Below are 18043 nucleotides of genomic sequence, written 5' to 3' on the forward strand. Positions count from 1 at the left end.
CCTGGTCAACCCCCACGACTACGGCGGCTGCTTCGCTGCCCGTCTGGTAGCCGGACCGACCACCGACGACATCTCTCATCACGCATGGGGCAGCGCGATCGACCTGAACGTCTCGAAGAACCCCGCTGGTGGTGCCTCCCAGCAGGACCCGCGCCTGGTCGCGATCTTCCAGAAATGGGGTTTCACCTGGGGCGGGAACTGGTTGTCCCCGGACCCGATGCACTTCGAGCTGCAGGTCCCTGGCGAATCGATGTCGGCCGGGTAGCCGCCTTGCGCCGGCGTTCGCCCGGTCGGTGCGAACCCGCCGACCTCATGGTGGGAATCCGGCGGTGGCGGGTCGTCATTCGCCGGCCGGCGTGGTTCGCTCGAGGGCTTCCAGGATGCGCAGGGCCAGATCGATCTGGAACCTGGAGTCGACGTGGCGCAGGTCGAGCTTGAGCAGCACACCGATCCGCGTCAGCCGGTACCGGACGGTGTTCGGGTGCACGTGCAGCAACTTGGCGGTCCGCTGCAGGTGGCGGTCCACCGCCAGCCAGACACGCAGGGTGTGCACGTGTTGGCTTCCGTCCCGCCGGTCGGCTTCGAGCAGGACGCCAAGGGTCGAGTCGACCATCGCCTCCAGGGTCCGACGTGAGGAACCCGAGGCTGCCAGCAGACCTGACAGACCCAGGTCCGCCGCGGTGAACACCGCGCCCGGCTCCGGCTGACGCCGGGCCAGATCCAACGCCAGGGTCGCCTCGCCGAAGGACTCCCGGAACTCCCGCAAAGGCATGCACCGTCTGCCCACCCCGGCGGCCAAGCCCTCCGGCGGCAGGGTCCGGCCCGCGATGAGTTCGCGGATCGAACCACCGGGATTGCGGGCCTCGGCACGAGCGGGCAGCAACACCAGCAGATCGCCCTCGTGCACGACGGTCAGAGATTCGGGGTACGCGAGCCCGACCACACGTTCCAGTTGCGTCACCGCGGCACCGCTGAGTGGCGCGGGCTCCCCGGTGGGGCCCTGCACCTGCCGATGTGCCCCGATGCACACCACATGGTGCGCCCGACGCAGGTCGACCCCGAGCAGCGCCGCCTCCGAGCGCACCACCCTCGGGTCGGCGGCCTCGGCGAGCAACGCGTCCAACAGATCGCGCCGGGCCCGTCGCTCCACCGCCGCGCTGGCCCGCGCGGCGCCCAGTTGCATGCCGAACACCGTCGCGGCCGCCTGCACGGCGACCCGCTCGGTCGCCGACAAGTCGCGGACACCACTGACCTGCAGACGTTCCCCGGAGCCGCCGGGCAACGGCGCGAAAAAAAGCACCGGCTCGGGCGCCGGTCCCTCACCGAGCAGGGACTGGCCCTCCGCATCGACCACGTCCGTGCCCAGACCCAGCCTCCGGGTCAGCACAGTCAGCCCAGCGGCCAGATCGCCGGAGGCGACCAGGACCTCGGCCACGTCTCGCTGCAGACTCAGCACCTCGCCGAAGGCAGGACCGTGGTCGTTGCCGGTCTCGGGGCGGGCCGGGCCGCGCCGCAGCCGCCCGAGCGCGGCCCCGCAGTCGGCCGCCAGCTCGCTGAGCAAGGTGATCTCTGCGCTGCTCCAGTCGTACACGTCACGCCGCGCCGCGAAGAGCACGCCGAGCACTTGACCGCCGGCTGACACCGGCGCGCACATCGCTGCCCGGATGCCCTCCTCGTCGATCATCGTCTTACGGGTCGGTGCCCGCCGCGGATCGTGCCGGTAGTCGCGAACCCACAACGGACGCCCTTCCGCGGCAACCCGCCCACCGACGCCGTCGCCGAGCGCGAGAGTCCACTCGTTCGCCATGCGAACCGTGCGCAACCCCGAATGCGCCGCCATCCGTAGCACGTCCTCGTGCAGCAGACCGCACCAGCTGACCTCAGCCCCGCTGACATCCCGCACGGCCGCCACCGCGAACGCAGCAACCGCCTCGGGTGCGTTCGCGGTCAACAAGTTCCGCAGAAGCTCCGTCACCGCTGGCTCGGCGGCGGGCGGAGACCTCGGATCGGGCCCGCCGGCTGCGGCGATACGCGGTTTCGACCTGGCCACGGCCGTCAGGCTAACCGCGAATCGGCACCTCGGCCAGCGCGTCTCCTGTGCCGTGGTGCCAGCGGGTGACGGCCGACCTTGACACCTCGATACAAGGCGGTGCGGGGTCTTTCAGTGCAACAGTTCGGCGCACCGCAGCCGATGGAGGCCATTTGGTTGAAGTGGCGGGACGAGACCATGGCCTGGTGCGGCTGAGCATCGCGAGGGCGTCACATCTCGCAAGGAGGGTCACCCGTGAAGTTCGACGTTGCCGAGATCGACCGACTGCTCACCACGACCCGTGCGGTACGTCGAAAGCTCGACCCGGACCGAGCCGTGCCGGTGGACGTGCTGCTGCAGTTGATCGACGTCGCCGAGCAGGCCCCCTCGGGCTCCAACCAGGCCAGTCGGCGGTGGTTGATCATCACCGACCCGGGGGTCAAAGCCGGCCTGGGCAAGATCTACCGGGAGGCCGAGGGCGGGATCCTCGACACCTTCGCCCGCAGTGAAGCCGGGTCCGACGCGACCGCGAAGCGCGTGCTGGACTCGGCGGGCCGACTTGTGGCCGAGCTCGAACGCGTCCCCGTGCTCGTGGCGCTCGGTATCTGGGGCGTGCACGACGGTTCCGGCAAACCGGCCCTGTTCGACTCGGTCATCCAGGCCGGTTGGAGCTTCTGCCTGGCCGCCCGAGCGCGCGGCCTGGGCACCGCCTGGACGACGCTGCACCTGGAACGCCGCGACGAGGTCGCGGCACTGCTCGACATCCCGCCGGGATTCACTCAGGTCGTGCTGTTCCCGATCGCCTGGACCACCCAGGACGAGTTCCGACCTGCACCGAGACGAGCCGCGAAGGAGATCACCTACATGGACGGATGGGGTTTCACCGACGAACAAATCCCGCTGGACAAGCGAAACAACCCCGTGGAGGGCCGCGGGGTGTGCGTATCGATCGACATCGACGCCTCATCGGAACGGGTCTGGGAACTCGTGTCCGACATCAACACCCCCAGCCGGCATTGCGGCGAGGCCCAAGGTGCGACCTGGGACGACGGCGTGGGCCGCGCCGCGGGCGCTAGCTTCAAGGGCCGCAACGCCACCGAGCACACCGGCCACCCACTCATCGACGCGGCACTCATGCAGTTGGTCGGGGCCATGGAGTGGGAGACCACATGCACGGTCACCGTCTGGGAGCCCGGCCGCAACTTCGCCTACGCCGTAGGGGATCCGGACAGCCCGTCTGCGACCTGGGGGTACCGGATCGAGCCCCTGCTGGACCACACCGTCAGGGTCGAGCACTGGTTCCGCCACGGCCCCGGAATGTCCGGAACCGCGTACGCCGCCGGGCAGAGCCCCGCGCAGGCCGAGGCCGTGGTCGAGGGCCGGTTCCGCATGATCCGGGACAACCTCAACAAGGTCCTGCACGGCATCCGCGCGGAAGCCAAGTCCTGAGGTCGAGTTGCGACCCAGTGGTGTCGAGCTGAATGAGTCCGCGCCCTGAACCGCTCGGGCCGGGCGGTGGAACACCGTGGCCCGGCATGGAAGGGTTGGTCCCGCCGACGCGCCCGCGCCGTGTGGGGGAGGTACCACGATGAGCAGCGCTGGTGCCCAGACCGAATCGGCCTGGCCGGAGCTGACCCTGACGGACTGGGAGGGAACCCACGCCGCGTTGCACCTGTGGACGCAGATCATCGGCAAGGTCCGGCTGGGGCTGGCGCCCGTGGTCAACCACTGGTGGCAGGTCCCGCTGTACGTGTGCGCGCGGGGTCTGACGACCTCCTTGATGCCGGTCGACAACCGTGGCCTGGAGATCACCTTCGACCTCCACGACCACCGGTTGCGGATGACCTGCACCGACGGGCGCGGCAGCGAATTCCCGTTGCGGGCCGGGTCGGTCGCGGACTTCCACGCCGCCACGATGCAGGCGTTGGGCGAGCTCGGGGTCAAGGCCGAGATGTTGGCGCGTCCGGTCGAACTGCCCGTGGCGGTCCCGTTCGCCGATGACACCGCCGTGCGCCCCTACGATCCCGCCGCCGTCCACCGGTTCTGGCTCGCACTCGTGCAGGCCCACCGGGTCATGAACGTGTTCCGCTCGGAGTTCCAAGGCAAGGCCAGTCCGGTCCACTTCTTCTGGGGGTCCTTCGACCTGGCCGTGACCCGCTTCTCCGGGCGCACCGCGCCCAGGCATCCGGGTGGGGTGCCCAACTGCGCCGACTGGGTCATGCAGGCCGCGTACAGCCACGAGCTGTCCAGTTGCGGGTTCTGGCCCGGCGGGTCCGCCGAGGGATCGTTCTACTCCTACGCCTATCCCAGCCCACCCGGGTTCGCGGACCGGCCGGTCGAACCAACCGGTGCGTTCTTCGACGAAGGCCTCGGCGAGTTCCTGCTCCCGTACACCGTCGTGCGGACCGCGGCGGATCCCGACGCTGTTCTGCTGGCGTTCTTCCGGAGCACCTACGCGGCGGCCGCGGATCTGGCCGGGTGGGATCGCGAGTCCCTGGAGGTGCCGCCCGGCTCCCGACCCGCGGCGCCTTCGGCAGTTCACGGGAAGACTTGAGCAATGCGCGGTCTGCCCCGGCCGGCCGGTCCGGGATCACGAGCACGCGACCAACCGGATCGGGAGCTTGATGGAACGTGACGCGTTGGCCGTGGTCCCGGAGGCCGCACCGGTCGTGGGGCGACCGCCGCGCTCCGGTGGCGCGTTCCGGGCGTTGCGGGTAGCGGCCTTCCGGCGCTACTTCGCCGGTCAGGTGGTCTCGGCCAGCGGCACATTCGTCCAGCAGACCGCGCTGGCCTGGGCCGTGCTCAACATGACCGGATCGGCTTCGAAGCTGGGCCTTGTGTTGGCTTCCGGCGGCGTCCCCTACCTGCTGTTCGGCCCGCTCGGCGGTCGATTGGTGGACCGCGTCGACAACCGCCGACTGCTGCTGGCCACCCAGGCGTGCTACGGGCTGCTCGCGGTGGCGCTGTGGCTGCTGGCCTCGGCGGGCCGGTTGTCCATCCCGCTGATCGTGTCCCTCAGCGTGGCCGGAGGCTTCGTCCAGATCGCGGACTCCCCGGCCCGGTTGGCCTTCGTCGGCCAACTGGTACCTGCGCCGGATCTGGCCAGCGCGGTCAGCCTCAACGGGGTCATCATGAACTCCTCCCGGGTGATCGGCCCGGCCGTGGCTGGGCTGCTCATCGTCGAAGTCGGCACGACGCCGTGCTTCGCCGTCAACGCGGTCAGCTACGCCCTCGTGCTGCTGGCCCTGGCCACGATCCACCCCAGCGTTCCCGCGCGGTCGGGCCCGGCTCGGGGCGGGGTCGGTGAGGCGTTGAGCTACGTGCGCGGCCATCAACAGCTCTACCTGCCGCTGGCGATGATGGCACTGGTCGGGCTGGTCGCGTTCAACTTCAACGTCGCGCTCCCACTGCTGGCCAAGGACACCTACCACGGCGGGGGCGGCACCTACGGCCTGCTCTCCGTCCTGCTCAGCATCGGATCCGTCGCCGGTTCGCTGGCCGTCGGCATGATCGGTCATCCCCGGCGTAGGTACCTGCTCGGGTCCTCGCTGGCGTTCGGCGCCTGCCTGGCGCTGGCAGCGGCCGCACCGAACGTCGCCACCGGTGGCATCGCCCTGCTGCTGACCGGGTTCTCCGGGTACCTACTGGTGACCATGGCCTCGACCGCGCTGCAGTTGCACGCCGACCCCGCCTACCGCGGACGGGTCATGGCGCTCTGGGTCTTCGTCTACCTCGGCACGACACCGGTCGGCAACATCCTGGCCGGCTGGTTGAGCGCCGCGGAAGGTCCCCGCGCGGTCCTGCTCGCCGGTGCCGTGTCCTGCCTGGCAGCTGCGGGGCTGGCGGCCCGGGTGCACACCCCGCCGGACGTCGACGCCGAGTTCCGGGTCACTCCGACGGTCCGGTGACGGTAAGTCAGTTCCTTCGCTTGAACCCGCCCAGGCCAGGATCACGGTCGCCGGTGGGGGAATCTGCCGATCCGAAATCTCAACCTCGGATGGGGTTTGCGACGGCGGTTGCCGCCGGCACGTCGTCGGTCGCGTAGAGGACGACGGCTCGTTCCCGGCGGCAGCGATTCCGCGATGATCGACCCGGCCGACACGTGGTCGGGAAGGTTGCGGCTGAATTGGCCGTGCTCGTCGAGGGCGATGGGGTTGGACGGATCGACGATCACCTTCCCGGTCAACAGCGCCGGTTCCCGGTCGGCGATGATTGCGATGCTCAACGTCATTCCCGCCTGGCTCGTGCTTCGCCGAACTCACACCCGGATGACGATGCCGGTGCCTTCCAGATGCGCGCTGGTGGCGGTGTTCCCGGCCGTGAAACGGATGTGCCCGGTGGCCAGGTTCGCCTCGGTGATGATCGGGCCACCGGCATCACCGGGCACGTAGGAGAACAACGTCCGCCCGCGTAGGCGGACGATGTCGCCCTCGATCGACCCGCGCTGGGTGTAGACGCGCTGAGTGGCATCGACCCGGGAGGGTTGGGTCAGATCCTCGGGATCGTCCAACGCACCCCAGCCAAGGCCGCTCAGGTCGGAGTCCGGGCCCCAGACCTCCATGCTGACGATGAAATGCAGGTCGACACCGGCCTGCGGGAAATTCTCACCACGGCGGACGCTCGGACCGCCCGGCCCGTCGTCGAGGACCAGCAACGTGCCGTGGATGTGAATCCCTCGGTTGAGCACGCTGTCCGCCGCGGCCGGTGCGGCACGGCCGGCCCCGAGGCCCGCGAGTGCCGCACCGGCGGCACCGAACCGGATCGCGTCGCGGCGATCGAATCGGTTCATGGGCGCAAGCCGAACAGGGCAGCGGCATTGCCGTGGCAGATCTTGCGGCGGTCGTTCTCGCTGATCGGGGCGCGCTCGATCCATTCCGCGGCCGCGGTCGCCATGTCGTAGGGATAGTCGGTGGCGAACAGGACGTGATCGGCCCCGACGGTGAGCAGCGCGGTGATCAACGCCTGGTCGTTGAAGTTGCCGCTGGTGGTCACCCAGATGTTGTCCGACAGGTAGTCCTGCAACCGTTTGGCCACCCGGCGGGAGTAGGGGTTGTACTCGAACGCGCGTTGGATGCGTCCGGCGAAGAACGGCAGCATCTCCCCGAGGTGCCCGATGATCAGCTTCGCGCCCGGGTGCCGGTCGAAAACTCCGCCGTACACGATCCGCAGCACGTGGGTGGCCGTCTCCGGCGCGAAACCCCACGTGGCGCCCACCAGTTCCGGGTGCCCGCGATAGATGGCCTCCTGCACGGCTCGCGCGGGCAGGCGCGGATGCAGGTACAACGGCACGCCAAGTTCCTCCAACGCCGCCCAGAGCGGCTCGAACCGGTCCTCGTCCAGGTACAGCTTGTCGGCGCCGAGTTCGGTGAAGCCGTTGACCATCACACCGACCAGCCCCAACGCGGTGACCGCCCGGCGCAGCTCGGCCACTGCCGCCGCAACGTCCTGCAACGGCAGGCTCGCCAGCCCCGCGAACCGTCCGCCGCCGGTGGCGACCTGCGCAGCCAGGAAGTCGTTGACCCGCGCAGCCGTGGCCACCGCGAGGGCCGGATCGGCGATGCCCTCCACGCCCCCGATGGTGTGGGACAGCACCGCGACGTCGATGCCCGCGGCGTCCATCTCGGCCAACCGGCCCTCGCCCAGATCATCCAGCCGCGCCCGGACCACCTCGGCGAACTCCGGGTTGAAGCCGCCGTAGCTCGAGCCCGGCTGGGCGAACTCCGCGGTGAAGCCGTCCCCGAGGTTGGGCCGGACCTGTTCGGGATCGATGAAGTGTTCCTCGATCGCGATCTTGCGCAAACGCGGCGGCGGGTCGGTGGGCGTCCCGACGACGGGCAGGTGCCTTATCGGCATGGCAGCTCCTCGAGCCGGGGGATCAACGTCAGAGCCGTCCCGCCGAGGACCCGGTCCTTCTCGGCCGCGGACAACGCGTCGGTGTCCAGGATCCGTTGCCGGTTGCCGACGGCCAGATCGCGGCGCAGGTAAGGAAAATCGGTACCGAGCGCGACGTGATCGACACCCACCACCGCGCGCAGCATCGCCGGCACCGGGCCGCCCCACGACAAGGCGGTGTCGAAATACAGACCGCGGAGAGTCTGCGCCGCAATCGACCTAAGCTGCGCGCCGGCGAACAGCCGACGCAACTCGTTCACTTCGGTGGCCTTGCCCAGTCGCGACTGCCGCAGCACGGCGTCGAGCGCCTGGCGCTGTTCGAGGCTCATGGATGGACCGGTTCTCAGCCCGCCAGTCCGAGTTGGCCGAGGATCACAGTCCCCGACGGGTAGCAGTCGAAGCGCTTGATCAGGCCGTCGGACAGCTCGAACACGTCGCAGCACGGCGCGTCCATCCGCTTGCCGGTGGCCGCGATGGTGCCCTGCGGCAGATTCAACGGGCCCAGGTGGGTCCCCTGCAGAGCAAGTTGGACGACCACGATGTTGCCGGTCACGTAGACGTTGAAGAGCTCACGGTGCATGTCCGGGAAGGCGGTCTTGTAGTTCACCACCTGGATGGGCACCTCCTCCGGACCGCGGAAGACCCGACCGATGGATTCGTCGGTGAACGTGCCGTCCGGGGTGAAAGCCGCGGCCCAGCCGGCCAGGTCGTAGTCCTCCGCGATCTGGTACGCCTTCCGGACGATCTGCTCGCTGTCGGTCGCCATGCGCCCTCCCCGTGTCGGTGGTGCTCGCTGAGCAATCCTGGGCGGCAGGTCGACCTTGGTGGCATCGAGGAAATCCACAGTCGACAGGCCGCCCGTGCAGGATCGTTCCGGGGTCGCTTCGCAGCCGTTCGAGCCGGGCCTGTGGTTGCCGGCCGAGACTTGCCTCCGATTGGATCCCTCCAGGAGGCACGACTGATGCTGCTCGGCCGCATGCACGAGTGCGCGGTGCTCGACCGGCTGCTGGGCGCGGGGCGGGCCGGTCACGGCGGGTCGCTGGTCGTGCACGGCGAACCCGGCATCGGCAAGACGGCGCTGCTCGAGTACGCGGTCTCGGCCGCGACGGATTTCCAGGTGCTGCGTTCGACCGGTCACGAGGCGGAGGTGGAGCTGCCCTTCGCCGCGATGCATCAGATGTGCTCACCGGATCCCTCGGTGTTGGAGGTTCTGCCCGAGGCGCAGCGGATCGCGCTGCAGGTGGCCACCGGCCAGCTCCTCGGGCCGGCTCCGGATCGGCTCCTCGTCGGGCTTGCCGCGTTGAGCATGACCTCGCAGCTGGCGGCCGGGCGACCACTGCTGTGCGTCGTGGACGACACCCAGTGGCTGGACCGGGAATCGGCGCGGGCCTTCGCCTTCGTCGCGCGCCGGCTGACGGACGAGCCCATCGTGCTGGTGTTCGGGTCTCGTGTCGTCACCCCCGAAGTTCGAGGACTGCCCGAGCTGTCGATCGAGGGGCTCGGCGAGACGGCAGCCCTGACGCTGCTGCGTTCGGTACTGCCGGACCGGGTGGACGATCGCGTGCTGGAACGCTTCGTGGCCGAGGCGCACGGCAACCCCCTGGCCCTGATCGAACTGCCCCGCGACCTGACGCCGGCTCAGTTGGCAGGTGGTTTCGGCGCGCCGGTCACGGCCCCGCTCACCGGTCGCATCGAAGCCGGCTTCCAACGTCGGTTGAAGAAACTCCCGCCGGCGTCGCGCCGGCTCCTGCTCGTGGCGGCAGCCGAGCCCACCGGGGATCCGGTGCTGGTCTGGCGCGCCGCTGAACAGTTGGGAGTCGAGGAGTCGGCAGTGGCGGCGATCGAGGCCGAAGGCTTGCTCGATCTCGCCACCCGCATCGTGTTCCGGCACCCGCTCGTCCGGTCGGCGGTGTACACCGCGGCTACTCCCGAGCAACGCCGAGCCGTGCATCGTGCGCTCGGTGAGGCCACCGACGCGGCGGTGGACCCGGACCGCCGCGCCTGGCACCTCGCGCAGGCAACCCCTCGCCCCGACGATGCCGTCGCCGACGACCTCGAACTGTCGGCCGGCCGCGCCCGCGCCCGCGGGGGTCTTGCCGCCGCCGCGGCATTCCTGCAGCGGGCCGCGGAACTGACGGTGGACCCATCCCGGCGGGCGAGCCGGGCACTGTCTGCCGCCGAGTCCAAACGACAGGCCGGGGCGCTGGACGAGGCGCTCTCGCTGGCCAACCTCGCCCAGCAAGGGCCGCTGGACGACTTCGGGCAGGCGCAGGTCCAGGTCCTGCGGGCGCGCGTCGCGTTCGCCTCCGACCGAGGCAGTGAGGCGCCGCCGCTTCTGCTCGACGCTGCCCGCCGCCTGGAGGTGCACGACCCGGCCCTGGCCAGGGAGACCTATCTCGACGCTCTCACCGCGACACTGTTCGCCGGCGGCCTCGCCACCGTCTGCGGTCCGGCTGACGTGGCAAAGGCGGCGTTGAGCGCACCACGGGCGGGGAGCGGTGCGCGGGCCAGCGACCTGCTGCTCGAGGGGCTGGCCCTGCTGATCGCCGAGGGCTCTGCGGCGGGTACCGGACCCCTGCGCAAGGCCTTGCAGGCGTTCCGCGGTGATGCCGTGGACGCCCGGGAGAGCCTGCGGTGGATGTGGCTGGCCGGTCGTGCGGCCGTCCTGATCTGGGATTACGAGAGCTGGGACGCCCTGACCGCGCGTCAGATCGAGGTGGCCCGTGAGGAGGGGGCGCTGACGGTACTGCCGCTCACATTGAGCACCCGCGCCGGCGTGCATCTGGTCGCCGGAGAGTTGGCCACGGCCGCCTCGTTGGTCGAGCAGGTGGCAGCGGTCGCGGATGCGACCGACGTCCGGACGGCGCCCTATGCGGCGGTCATGGTCGCCGCCCTGCGCGGGCACAGCGCCGAGGCGGAGGAGCTCATCCGGACCACGACGGAGGATTTTCGCACCCGCGGCGAGGGCATGGGAATCACCGGCCTGCGCTGGTCTTCGGCGTTGCTGTACAACGGCATCGGTCGGTACCAGGATGCCTTCGAGGCCGCGGCGGTGGCCTTCGAGGACCCGTTCGGAATCTGGTTCTCGCCGTGGGCGACGGTGGAGTACATCGAGGCTGCCGCCCGAACCGGTCGTGTCGAAGCTGCCACGCTCGGGCTGGAACGCCTCACCACGGCGACGTCCGCCGCCGGGACCGCGTGGGGGAGCGCCGTGGAGGATCGCTGCCGGGCCCTGGTGAGCGAAGGGACGGTCGCTGAGGGTCTCTACCGGGCGGCCATCGACAGTCTTGCCTCCACTGTCCTGCGCCTGGACCTTGCGCGCACCCGGCTCCTCTACGGCGAGTGGTTGCGCCGGGAACGCCGCAACCTGGAGGCGCGGGAACAACTGTCGGCCGCCCACCAGATGTTCGGCGACTTCGGCATCGACGGATTCGCCGAGCGCGCCCGGATCGAACTGCGCGCCGTTGGCGGCCGCACCCGGAAACCGGCCGCGGCGGACACCAACGCGTTGACCCCGCAGGAGGGGCAGATCTCTCGGTTGGTGGCGCAGGGCCTGACCAATCTGGAGATCGCGGGCCAACTCTTTCTCAGCCCCAGCACCGTGGAGTACCACCTGCACAAGGTGTTCCGGAAGCTGGGCGTCAAGACACGAACTCAACTGGCCCGCCACGCCCTGCAGGGCGGACGCCAGGACTGGGGATCTCCTGGATGAGTTCGGCCCGGGCAGGCAGCCATCCTGGGATGCGCCGACCTCGTTGCCGCCGGAGAGGATCCAGATGACCAGCGAGCCGATCAGGGACCCGGTCACCGACCCGCTGCTCACCCCGCAGAACGCGGCTCTGCTGGTGATCGACTACCAGCCGAGTCAGCTAGCCGCCGTGCGCTCGATGGACCACGAATTGTTGACGGACAACATCGTCTCGGTGGCTCGGCTGGCGCGGACCTACGGACTGCCCGTGGTGCTCTCGACCGTCAACGTCGCCAACGGGCAGGGCCCGACTCTCCCCGAGTTGCGCGAGGTCCTCGCCGACAACGAGGAGATCGACCGGACGCAGATCAACTCGTGGGAGGACGTCGAGTTCCGGCGCGCGGTGTTGGCGACCGGCCGGAAGAAGCTGATCATCGCCGCATTGTGGACCGAGGTGTGTCTGGCGTTCCCCGCGTTGGACGCGCTGCGCGAGGGATTCGAGGTCTACCCGGTCGTCGACGCGGTCGGGGGGACCTCCCTCGAGGCGCACCGCGCCGGCCTCGAGCGGATCGCGCAGGCAGGAGGGCAACCGATCAGCTGGGTATCCTTGGCCTGCGAACTTCAACGCGACTGGGCGCGTGTCGCGACGGTTCCCGAGGTCGTCGACATCGTGCTGACCACGCGCCTGTTGAAGTCAGCCTGACATCGCGACAGCGCGCCCGAGGGGGCCACCGTGATGCACTCCGTACTGACGCCCACGCAGGCCGCGGATCGGTTGGCGATTCGTGAGTTGTTCGACGCCTACGCCCATTGTGCCGACCGACGCGACCTGGAGGGCCAGAAGGCCCTGTTCACCGTCGACACCAGATTCGCCGTGCACATGGACGGGGAGGGCACCGATCCGACGTATGTGCTGCACGGTCGCGAGGCGCTCACCCCCGTCTTCGACGACCTGAACCGCTACTACGTCACCACGCATTTCAACGGCCAGAGCACGGTCGACCTCGACGGGGACCACGCGACCGGCGAGTGCTACACACTGGCGCATCACCTGTTCGTGGACAAAGGCACCCGCAAGATCATGGTCGCCTCGCTGCGTTACCTGGACACCTACGCGAAGCTCGATGGCGCCTGGTACTTCGCCGAACGCATCCTGATCCTCGACTGGAGCGAGACGCGCTGCCTGACGTAGCGTCAGGACACCTGAGCGAGGCCTATTTACACTTCGGCCGCGCTCTCATAATCCACCGGTTCGTCGGTTCGAGTCCCACGCCATAGAGCTGACTGAGCATCAGTTATCGGTCGTGCAGGCGACACGGGCGGGCCAGGCTCACGTGTTCCGGTCCCACTCGTCCATTTCGGCGACGCCCAGCAGTTGTAGGGTCCGCACCGTCTCCTGTCGGAGGATCGTCAGCGCACGCGTCACCCCGCGCTCGCCGCCGGCCATCAGGCCGTAGAGATAAGCCCGGCCGACCATGACTGCGGTTGCGCCGAGACCGACCGCGGCCACGATGTCGGATCCCGTGGTGACTCCGGTGTCGACGAGGACCTCGGCCCGATCGCCGACAGCGGCGACCACCAGAGGCAGCAGTTCCAGGGGTGTCGGGCGCGGTCCAACTGTCGGCCCCCGTGGTTGGAGACGACGACGGCATCGGCGCCGGCATCCACCACTGCCCGGGCGTCGTCGACGTGCTGGACGCCTTTCACGATCAGGGAGTGCGGCCAGGTGGATCGCAGCCAGTCCAGGTCGTCGAGAACCGCGGCGGGGTCGAACATCTGCCCGACGAGGTCGGCCACGGTGCCGTTCCAGTGGCGCAGTGAGGCGAATTCGAGTGGGGCCGTGGTGAGCAGGTCGAACCACCAGCTCGGATGTAGCGGACCAACGGGGCATGCGACGCCGGACGACGGTGTCGCGCACGGGCATCGCACTCCGTTCGGGTCAGCGAATCTCCGCCGCGCGCGGGACGGGCCGGGCCCCGATCGCGCGCGCGGCGTACTCGGCCCGGTGCAGGGCCTGCAGGAGAGCCGCCCGCCCGGCCAGTTCGAGGTCGTCGGTGAGCGCCTGCACCGCGACATCGCCGCCGATGAGCAGCTGGTCCAACAGGTGGCGGTGCAGCACAGCCATACGTCGAGCGGAGAAATCCGGCCGGAGCACTCCCAGCAGCACGCGCATCTCTTCCTCGCACCGCGCATAGGCGTGCAGGAGGTGGTCGTTGTCGGCGGCGGCCACGATCTCGTGGTGGATGCGGCCGTGGACCTCGGTCAGCTCCAGCCAGGAAGCATGCTCAGGTAGTGCTTCCAGCTCCCGCACGGCGGCGTCGACGGCGGACAGGTCGGCGCCGCGGCCCAGGGCCAGTCGCAAACTGCCCAGTTCGAGCACGATCCGGAAGCCGAAGAACTCGTCGATGCGTTCGCGGGTCAGCTCGGGGACCGTCGCGCCCCTGTTGCGTTCGTGCACGACCAGCCCACGATCAACCAGCAGGCGCAGGGCCGCGCGGGCGGTGTGGCGCCCCACATCGAACCTCTCGCACAGGTGCTCCTCGCGCAGGCGGGTGCCCGGCAACAGCGTGCCCTCGAACAGTTCGTCGCGCAGCACCGCCGCGAGCCGGTCGGGCGCGCTGCTGTCCTCGGCCGATGAGATCGCGGCCTCCTCTCGTGGACCGGGACGGTAGGGCCTTGCGAGGATTAGATTGTTACACAATACTCCCGGTGATTGTTACACAATCTTCCGCCCACTCCGTCGATCGCCGGTGGGCAAGGGGGTTCGGGGATGACGCCTCGAGCAGGCCTGGTCGCCGCCCTGGCTGCCGGCATCGTCGTTGCGACACCGTTCGCGGCCGGGCCGGTCGCCGCAGGGACGATCGCGGCAACCGGCGGCGGGGGCCAGTGCCTCATGACGCGAACCGGCGAGTACCCACGCACCGACGCCGACCAGGTCAGGCTCGACCCGGAAACGCTGGGCGCGGCCTTGGACTATGCGAGTGCCCACGGTGCGGAAACCATCAAGGTGTTCCGGCACAGCTGCCTTGTCGGTGAAGGACGCGTGGATCCGCTCTTCGACCGGGCCCCGAGGCAGAACTGGAGCCAGACGAAGACGGTCGTCGCCCTGCTCACCGGTATCGCGCAGCGCCTCGGCTACGTCGACATCGACTCCTCGATCGGCCGGTACCTGCCGGAAGGTCTTTGTGACAACGCCCATCGCGCTGTCACGATCAAGAACCTTCTGCAGATGTCCGCGGGGCACCGGATGAGCTAGGCCCGCGGACTGAACCCCGCTTCCCAGTCCCGCGCGCGGGAGTTCTTCGTGATCCCCAGCCTGGACATGGTTGTCACCCGCAGCGGCGAGGCCCCACCGGACACCGCGTCGGACGCCGGACACGCCGACCCCGACGTGGCCACTGCCGGTGCCCCGCAGGAGGGCTACTACGAGCTCTTCCGCCTGCTGATGGCCGCGGTCACCGACCTGCCGACCTACGTGCGCGGGAACATCGCCACCGGGCCCTATCAGGACCGGCAGGGCCGCCGTTTCGATCCGGACACCTTCGTCAACCCGGTGGACGCGGTACCCGGCAGCTACCTGTCCGTCGGACCCGGCGCACCCAAGGATGCGATCCGGTCGGCTGCCAGGGCGACAGCAACGACGCACCCAACGATGGATCGCCGATGTCCCGCGAACGGTGCCGGGAATCCTCGGCGCGGATCGGAGGCCCGACGGGTGAGGCCGTCAACGCGCGGGACTACCAAGAGTCCGGCGACCAGTTCGGGCACCACCAAGATCAGATGCTCGCGACGGCTCAGAGCCGGGAGAGCAGGGCTAGAAACGCTTCGGGGGAGTAGACCGGGATCTGGTCGGTCAGTCCGAGCAGGTCGGTGTCTCCGGAGACGAGCACGGCCGGGGCGGTCTGCGCGAGGGCGATCAGGTAGTCGTCGTTGGGGTCCGGTGAGGCGATCATCGGGGCCCGGGTCGGGTCCTGGTAGAGGTCGGCTTGTTGGCGTAGGAGGTTCAGCAGTTCTTGTGTCTCGTCGGGGGTGACCAGACGGGTGATCTTCGGGTAGCTCAGGACCCGTTCCAGTTCGGCGAGCAGGCTCGGGGACACGACCAGTTCGTAGTCCCCGTCGAGCCAGGATCGCAGCAGCTTGGCCGGTGTGCCGCCCCGGGACAGGAGCGCTGAGACGATGACATTGGGGTCCAGGACCGCGCGCACCGGGTGTGTCGGAACTCAGCGCTTGCGGCGGCGGGCTGCGTGCTGGGCTTCCAGAGCCAGCGCCATGGCTGCTTCCTCGCTCAGGTCGTTCTTCGCCCAGAGTCGCTCGACGAGGTCCAGGCCCAAGTCTCGGCGCAGTGCCTCTTCGATCACCTCGCTGTCGCCCTTGCCGGTGCGAGCGGCCCGGACCCGTACCGCGGTCATGACCCGTTCGTCCAGGCTCACAGTGGTCCGTACCTTCGGCATGGACGCATCATAGCATCACGATGTATTCATGCCGAGGTGCGTCTGCATGGCTACACACACGGTCACCGCGACGCTGGGCGTTCCGCGATGCCGTTGAGTTCGGCCAGGTCGTCTTCGGGGAGGGTCAGCGCCGCTCCGACGATGTTCTCGCGCAGGTGGGCCACTGATGAGGTGCCGGGGATGAGCAGGATGTTCGGTGAGCGCTGCAGCAGCCAGGCAAGTGCGACGGCCGTCGGTGAGGCGCCCAGACGCGTGGCGACGGTTTTCAGCTCGTCGGACTGCAGAGGGGAAAACCCGCCCAGGGGGAAGTAGGGCACATAGGCGATGCGCTGCAGGGCGAGGGAGTCGATCAGGTCGTCGTCGGCCCGATGGGCGAGGTTGTAGAAGTTCTGCACACACACGATCGGTGCGATCGACTGTGCCTCGGCGATCTGTTCGGCCGAGACCGTGCTGAGCCCGAGATGTTTGATCAGCCCTTCCTGCCGGAGTTGCGCGAGCATGGTGAACGGTTCGGCGATGGAGCCGGGAGTAGGGCTGTCCAGCCCGCCGACCCGAAGATTGACCACGTCGATCGTGTCGAGTCCGAGGTTGTGGAGGTTGTCGTGCACGGCTTGGCGCAGTTGCTCGGGGGCGAGCGCCTGGGGCCAGCCGCCTTGGGCATCTCGCAGTGCCCCGACCTTGGTCACGATGTGCAGTGCGTCGGGATAGGGGTGGAGTGCTTCTTTGATGATCTGGTTGGTGACGTGCGGGCCGTAGTAGTCGCTGGTGTCGATGTGGGTGATACCCACCTCGACCGCCTCGTGCAGGACGGCGACGGCGGCGGCACGATCGGCCGGCGGGCCGAACACGTGGGGGCCGGCCAGCTGCATCGCGCCGTACCCCATGCGCGTGACGGTCAGATCCTCGGCCATGGTGAACGTTCCGCCGGGAAGTGTGTGCCTCGACATGTGAACTCCTCTGCTGCTTCAGCCTTGCGCCTCGAGGGAGAGCCACTCCCACGCGCGCCAGGTCTGCAGTCGTTGTTCGTAATCGGCGGTCGCCAGTTCCAGCGGGCCGTCGCCGAAGAACACCCGCAGCGGCGGTTGGTCCGCGTCGACGAGATTGAGCACGGCGTCCGCGCTGGCGCTCGGATCGCCCTGCTTGGGCAGCCGGGCGGCCCAGAAGGCCTCCCTGGCCTGGTGGATCCCGGCGTAGGCGGGCAGCGGGGTGGACTGCTGCAGCGAGGGTCCGCTCCAGTCGGTGGAGAAACCGCCGGGCTCGATGATCGTGACGTGGATGCCGAAGTCCTTGACCTCGCCGGCCAGTGTCTGGCTGAAGCCCTCGAGCGCCCACTTCGAGGTGTGGTAGGCCCCCACGCCGGCAAATGCAGTGATCCCACCGATCGAGGAAACCTGCAGGATGTGCCCGCTGCGCTGCTCGCGCAGGAACGGCAGCGCGGCTTGCGTGACCCACATCGCCCCGAAGAGGTTGGTCTCCAACTGCGCGCGGAACTCCGCCTCGCTGAGCTCCTCGATCATGCCGACCTGGCCGTAGCCTGCGTTGTTCACGACGACGTCGAGGCGACCGAAATGCGCGTGCGCCCTCGCCACCGCCGCGAACGCGGCGCCCCGGTCGGTGACGTCCAGGGGGATCGTCAGGATCGCGTCCCCGTAGGTTTCCACCAGATCCTTCAACGTACCGGTGTTGCGCGCGGTGGCGGCGACGCGGTCACCGCGGCGCAGCGCGGCGACGGTCCACTCGCGGCCGAAGCCGCGGGAGCTGCCGGTGATGAACCAGGTCTTCATGCGATCTCCCGTGTAATCCATGACGAACCGGAGGAGCCTCCGTTTAGATCGAGAATAAGCGGAGGAGCCTCCGTTTAGCAAGTGAGGTCCGGTTTCCTCGCCGAGGACCGTTACCGAGCAGGGCCCCCGAACCGGTGGAGGAAGACGATGGAAACCACAACTGCTGTCCCCGAGGATCCCCCGAGTCAGGCGGTGGACG

The 18043-nt window shown here is 69.2% G+C and carries 20 protein-coding genes; 9 read left to right on the plus strand and 11 right to left on the minus strand.

Annotated elements, in window-relative coordinates:
* On the plus strand, positions 1-265 hold a 265-nt coding region (locus tag VHU88_16905; protein ID HEX3613370.1), incomplete at its 5' end, for a M15 family metallopeptidase.
* A gap of 75 nt (positions 266-340) precedes the next feature.
* Here VHU88_16905 and VHU88_16910 read toward each other — a convergent pair.
* On the minus strand, positions 341-1975 hold the full coding sequence (locus VHU88_16910) for a helix-turn-helix domain-containing protein (GenBank protein HEX3613371.1): 1635 nt from the start codon (positions 1973-1975) through the stop codon (positions 341-343).
* A 309-nt stretch (positions 1976-2284) separates the two neighbouring features.
* On the opposite strand from VHU88_16910, the gene VHU88_16915 reads away from it, so the two are divergent.
* The 3 genes from VHU88_16915 (at position 2285) to VHU88_16925 (ending at position 5937) form a co-directional block, all read left to right on the plus strand.
* Positions 2285-3478 (plus strand): nitroreductase family protein, encoded by a 1194-nt coding sequence (locus tag VHU88_16915; GenBank protein ID HEX3613372.1) that lies wholly within the window; start codon positions 2285-2287, stop codon positions 3476-3478.
* 139 nt (positions 3479-3617) lie between these two features.
* Complete coding sequence (locus tag VHU88_16920) at positions 3618-4583, plus strand: DUF5996 family protein (GenBank protein HEX3613373.1); 966 nt, start codon at positions 3618-3620, stop codon at positions 4581-4583.
* Positions 4584-4653: 70 nt separating this feature from the next.
* Positions 4654-5937, plus strand: coding sequence for an MFS transporter (locus tag VHU88_16925; protein ID HEX3613374.1), 1284 nt, complete (start codon positions 4654-4656; stop codon positions 5935-5937).
* A gap of 350 nt (positions 5938-6287) precedes the next feature.
* Here the strand turns inward: VHU88_16925 and VHU88_16930 are convergent, their stop codons facing one another.
* Genes VHU88_16930 through VHU88_16945 form a run of 4 tightly spaced genes read right to left on the minus strand, consistent with a single transcriptional unit; the run spans position 6288 to position 8687 of the window.
* The gene (locus VHU88_16930) at positions 6288-6818 is read right to left on the minus strand and encodes a hypothetical protein (protein ID HEX3613375.1); all 531 of its coding nucleotides are present in this window, start codon (positions 6816-6818) and stop codon (positions 6288-6290) included.
* Positions 6815-7882 (minus strand): amidohydrolase family protein, encoded by a 1068-nt coding sequence (locus VHU88_16935; protein ID HEX3613376.1) that lies wholly within the window; start codon positions 7880-7882, stop codon positions 6815-6817. The genes VHU88_16930 and VHU88_16935 overlap by 4 nt, the downstream gene beginning before the upstream one ends.
* On the minus strand, positions 7873-8250 hold the full coding sequence (locus VHU88_16940; GenBank protein ID HEX3613377.1) for a hypothetical protein: 378 nt from the start codon (positions 8248-8250) through the stop codon (positions 7873-7875). The genes VHU88_16935 and VHU88_16940 overlap by 10 nt, the downstream gene beginning before the upstream one ends.
* Positions 8251-8264: 14 nt before the next feature.
* Positions 8265-8687: a nuclear transport factor 2 family protein gene (locus VHU88_16945; protein ID HEX3613378.1), complete on the minus strand. Its 423-nt coding sequence runs from the start codon at positions 8685-8687 to the stop codon at positions 8265-8267.
* Positions 8688-8882: 195 nt separating this feature from the next.
* Between VHU88_16945 and VHU88_16950 the strand changes: the two genes are divergently transcribed.
* The 3 genes from VHU88_16950 to VHU88_16960 all read left to right on the plus strand — a co-directional run bounded on the left by VHU88_16950 (position 8883) and on the right by VHU88_16960 (position 12801).
* On the plus strand, positions 8883-11633 hold the full coding sequence (locus tag VHU88_16950) for an AAA family ATPase (GenBank protein HEX3613379.1): 2751 nt from the start codon (positions 8883-8885) through the stop codon (positions 11631-11633).
* A 64-nt stretch (positions 11634-11697) separates the two neighbouring features.
* Entirely contained in the window at positions 11698-12312 is a 615-nt protein-coding gene (locus VHU88_16955) for a hydrolase (protein HEX3613380.1), read from the plus strand.
* Between the two features lie 33 nt (positions 12313-12345).
* Complete coding sequence (locus tag VHU88_16960) at positions 12346-12801, plus strand: nuclear transport factor 2 family protein (GenBank protein ID HEX3613381.1); 456 nt, start codon at positions 12346-12348, stop codon at positions 12799-12801.
* A 138-nt stretch (positions 12802-12939) separates the two neighbouring features.
* Here the strand turns inward: VHU88_16960 and VHU88_16965 are convergent, their stop codons facing one another.
* Positions 12940-13206, minus strand: a complete 267-nt coding sequence (locus VHU88_16965; protein HEX3613382.1) for an alpha-hydroxy-acid oxidizing protein — start codon at positions 13204-13206, stop codon at positions 12940-12942.
* A 32-nt stretch (positions 13207-13238) separates the two neighbouring features.
* Between VHU88_16965 and VHU88_16970 the strand changes: the two genes are divergently transcribed.
* Positions 13239-13430: a hypothetical protein gene (locus VHU88_16970; GenBank protein ID HEX3613383.1), complete on the plus strand. Its 192-nt coding sequence runs from the start codon at positions 13239-13241 to the stop codon at positions 13428-13430.
* 118 nt (positions 13431-13548) lie between these two features.
* Here VHU88_16970 and VHU88_16975 read toward each other — a convergent pair whose 3' ends face one another.
* The gene (locus tag VHU88_16975; GenBank protein ID HEX3613384.1) at positions 13549-14205 is read right to left on the minus strand and encodes a GntR family transcriptional regulator; all 657 of its coding nucleotides are present in this window, start codon (positions 14203-14205) and stop codon (positions 13549-13551) included.
* Between the two features lie 174 nt (positions 14206-14379).
* Between VHU88_16975 and VHU88_16980 the strand changes: the two genes are divergently transcribed.
* The gene (locus tag VHU88_16980) at positions 14380-14865 is read left to right on the plus strand and encodes a hypothetical protein (protein ID HEX3613385.1); all 486 of its coding nucleotides are present in this window, start codon (positions 14380-14382) and stop codon (positions 14863-14865) included.
* A 538-nt stretch (positions 14866-15403) separates the two neighbouring features.
* Here the strand turns inward: VHU88_16980 and VHU88_16985 are convergent.
* The 4 genes from VHU88_16985 to VHU88_17000 form a co-directional block, all read right to left on the minus strand.
* Positions 15404-15814, minus strand: a complete 411-nt coding sequence (locus VHU88_16985; protein ID HEX3613386.1) for a putative toxin-antitoxin system toxin component, PIN family — start codon at positions 15812-15814, stop codon at positions 15404-15406.
* A gap of 15 nt (positions 15815-15829) precedes the next feature.
* Positions 15830-16060: a ribbon-helix-helix protein, CopG family gene (locus VHU88_16990; GenBank protein ID HEX3613387.1), complete on the minus strand. Its 231-nt coding sequence runs from the start codon at positions 16058-16060 to the stop codon at positions 15830-15832.
* A 62-nt stretch (positions 16061-16122) separates the two neighbouring features.
* Complete coding sequence (locus VHU88_16995) at positions 16123-17007, minus strand: aldo/keto reductase family oxidoreductase (GenBank protein HEX3613388.1); 885 nt, start codon at positions 17005-17007, stop codon at positions 16123-16125.
* Between the two features lie 18 nt (positions 17008-17025).
* Positions 17026-17844 carry an SDR family oxidoreductase gene (locus VHU88_17000; GenBank protein ID HEX3613389.1) on the minus strand — a complete coding sequence of 273 codons (819 nt, stop codon included), beginning with the start codon at positions 17842-17844 and terminating at the stop codon, positions 17026-17028.
* Positions 17845-18043 lie beyond the last annotated feature (199 nt).

This window comes from Sporichthyaceae bacterium, from assembly GCA_036269075.1.
GTDB lineage: Bacteria > Actinomycetota > Actinomycetes > Sporichthyales > Sporichthyaceae > DASQPJ01.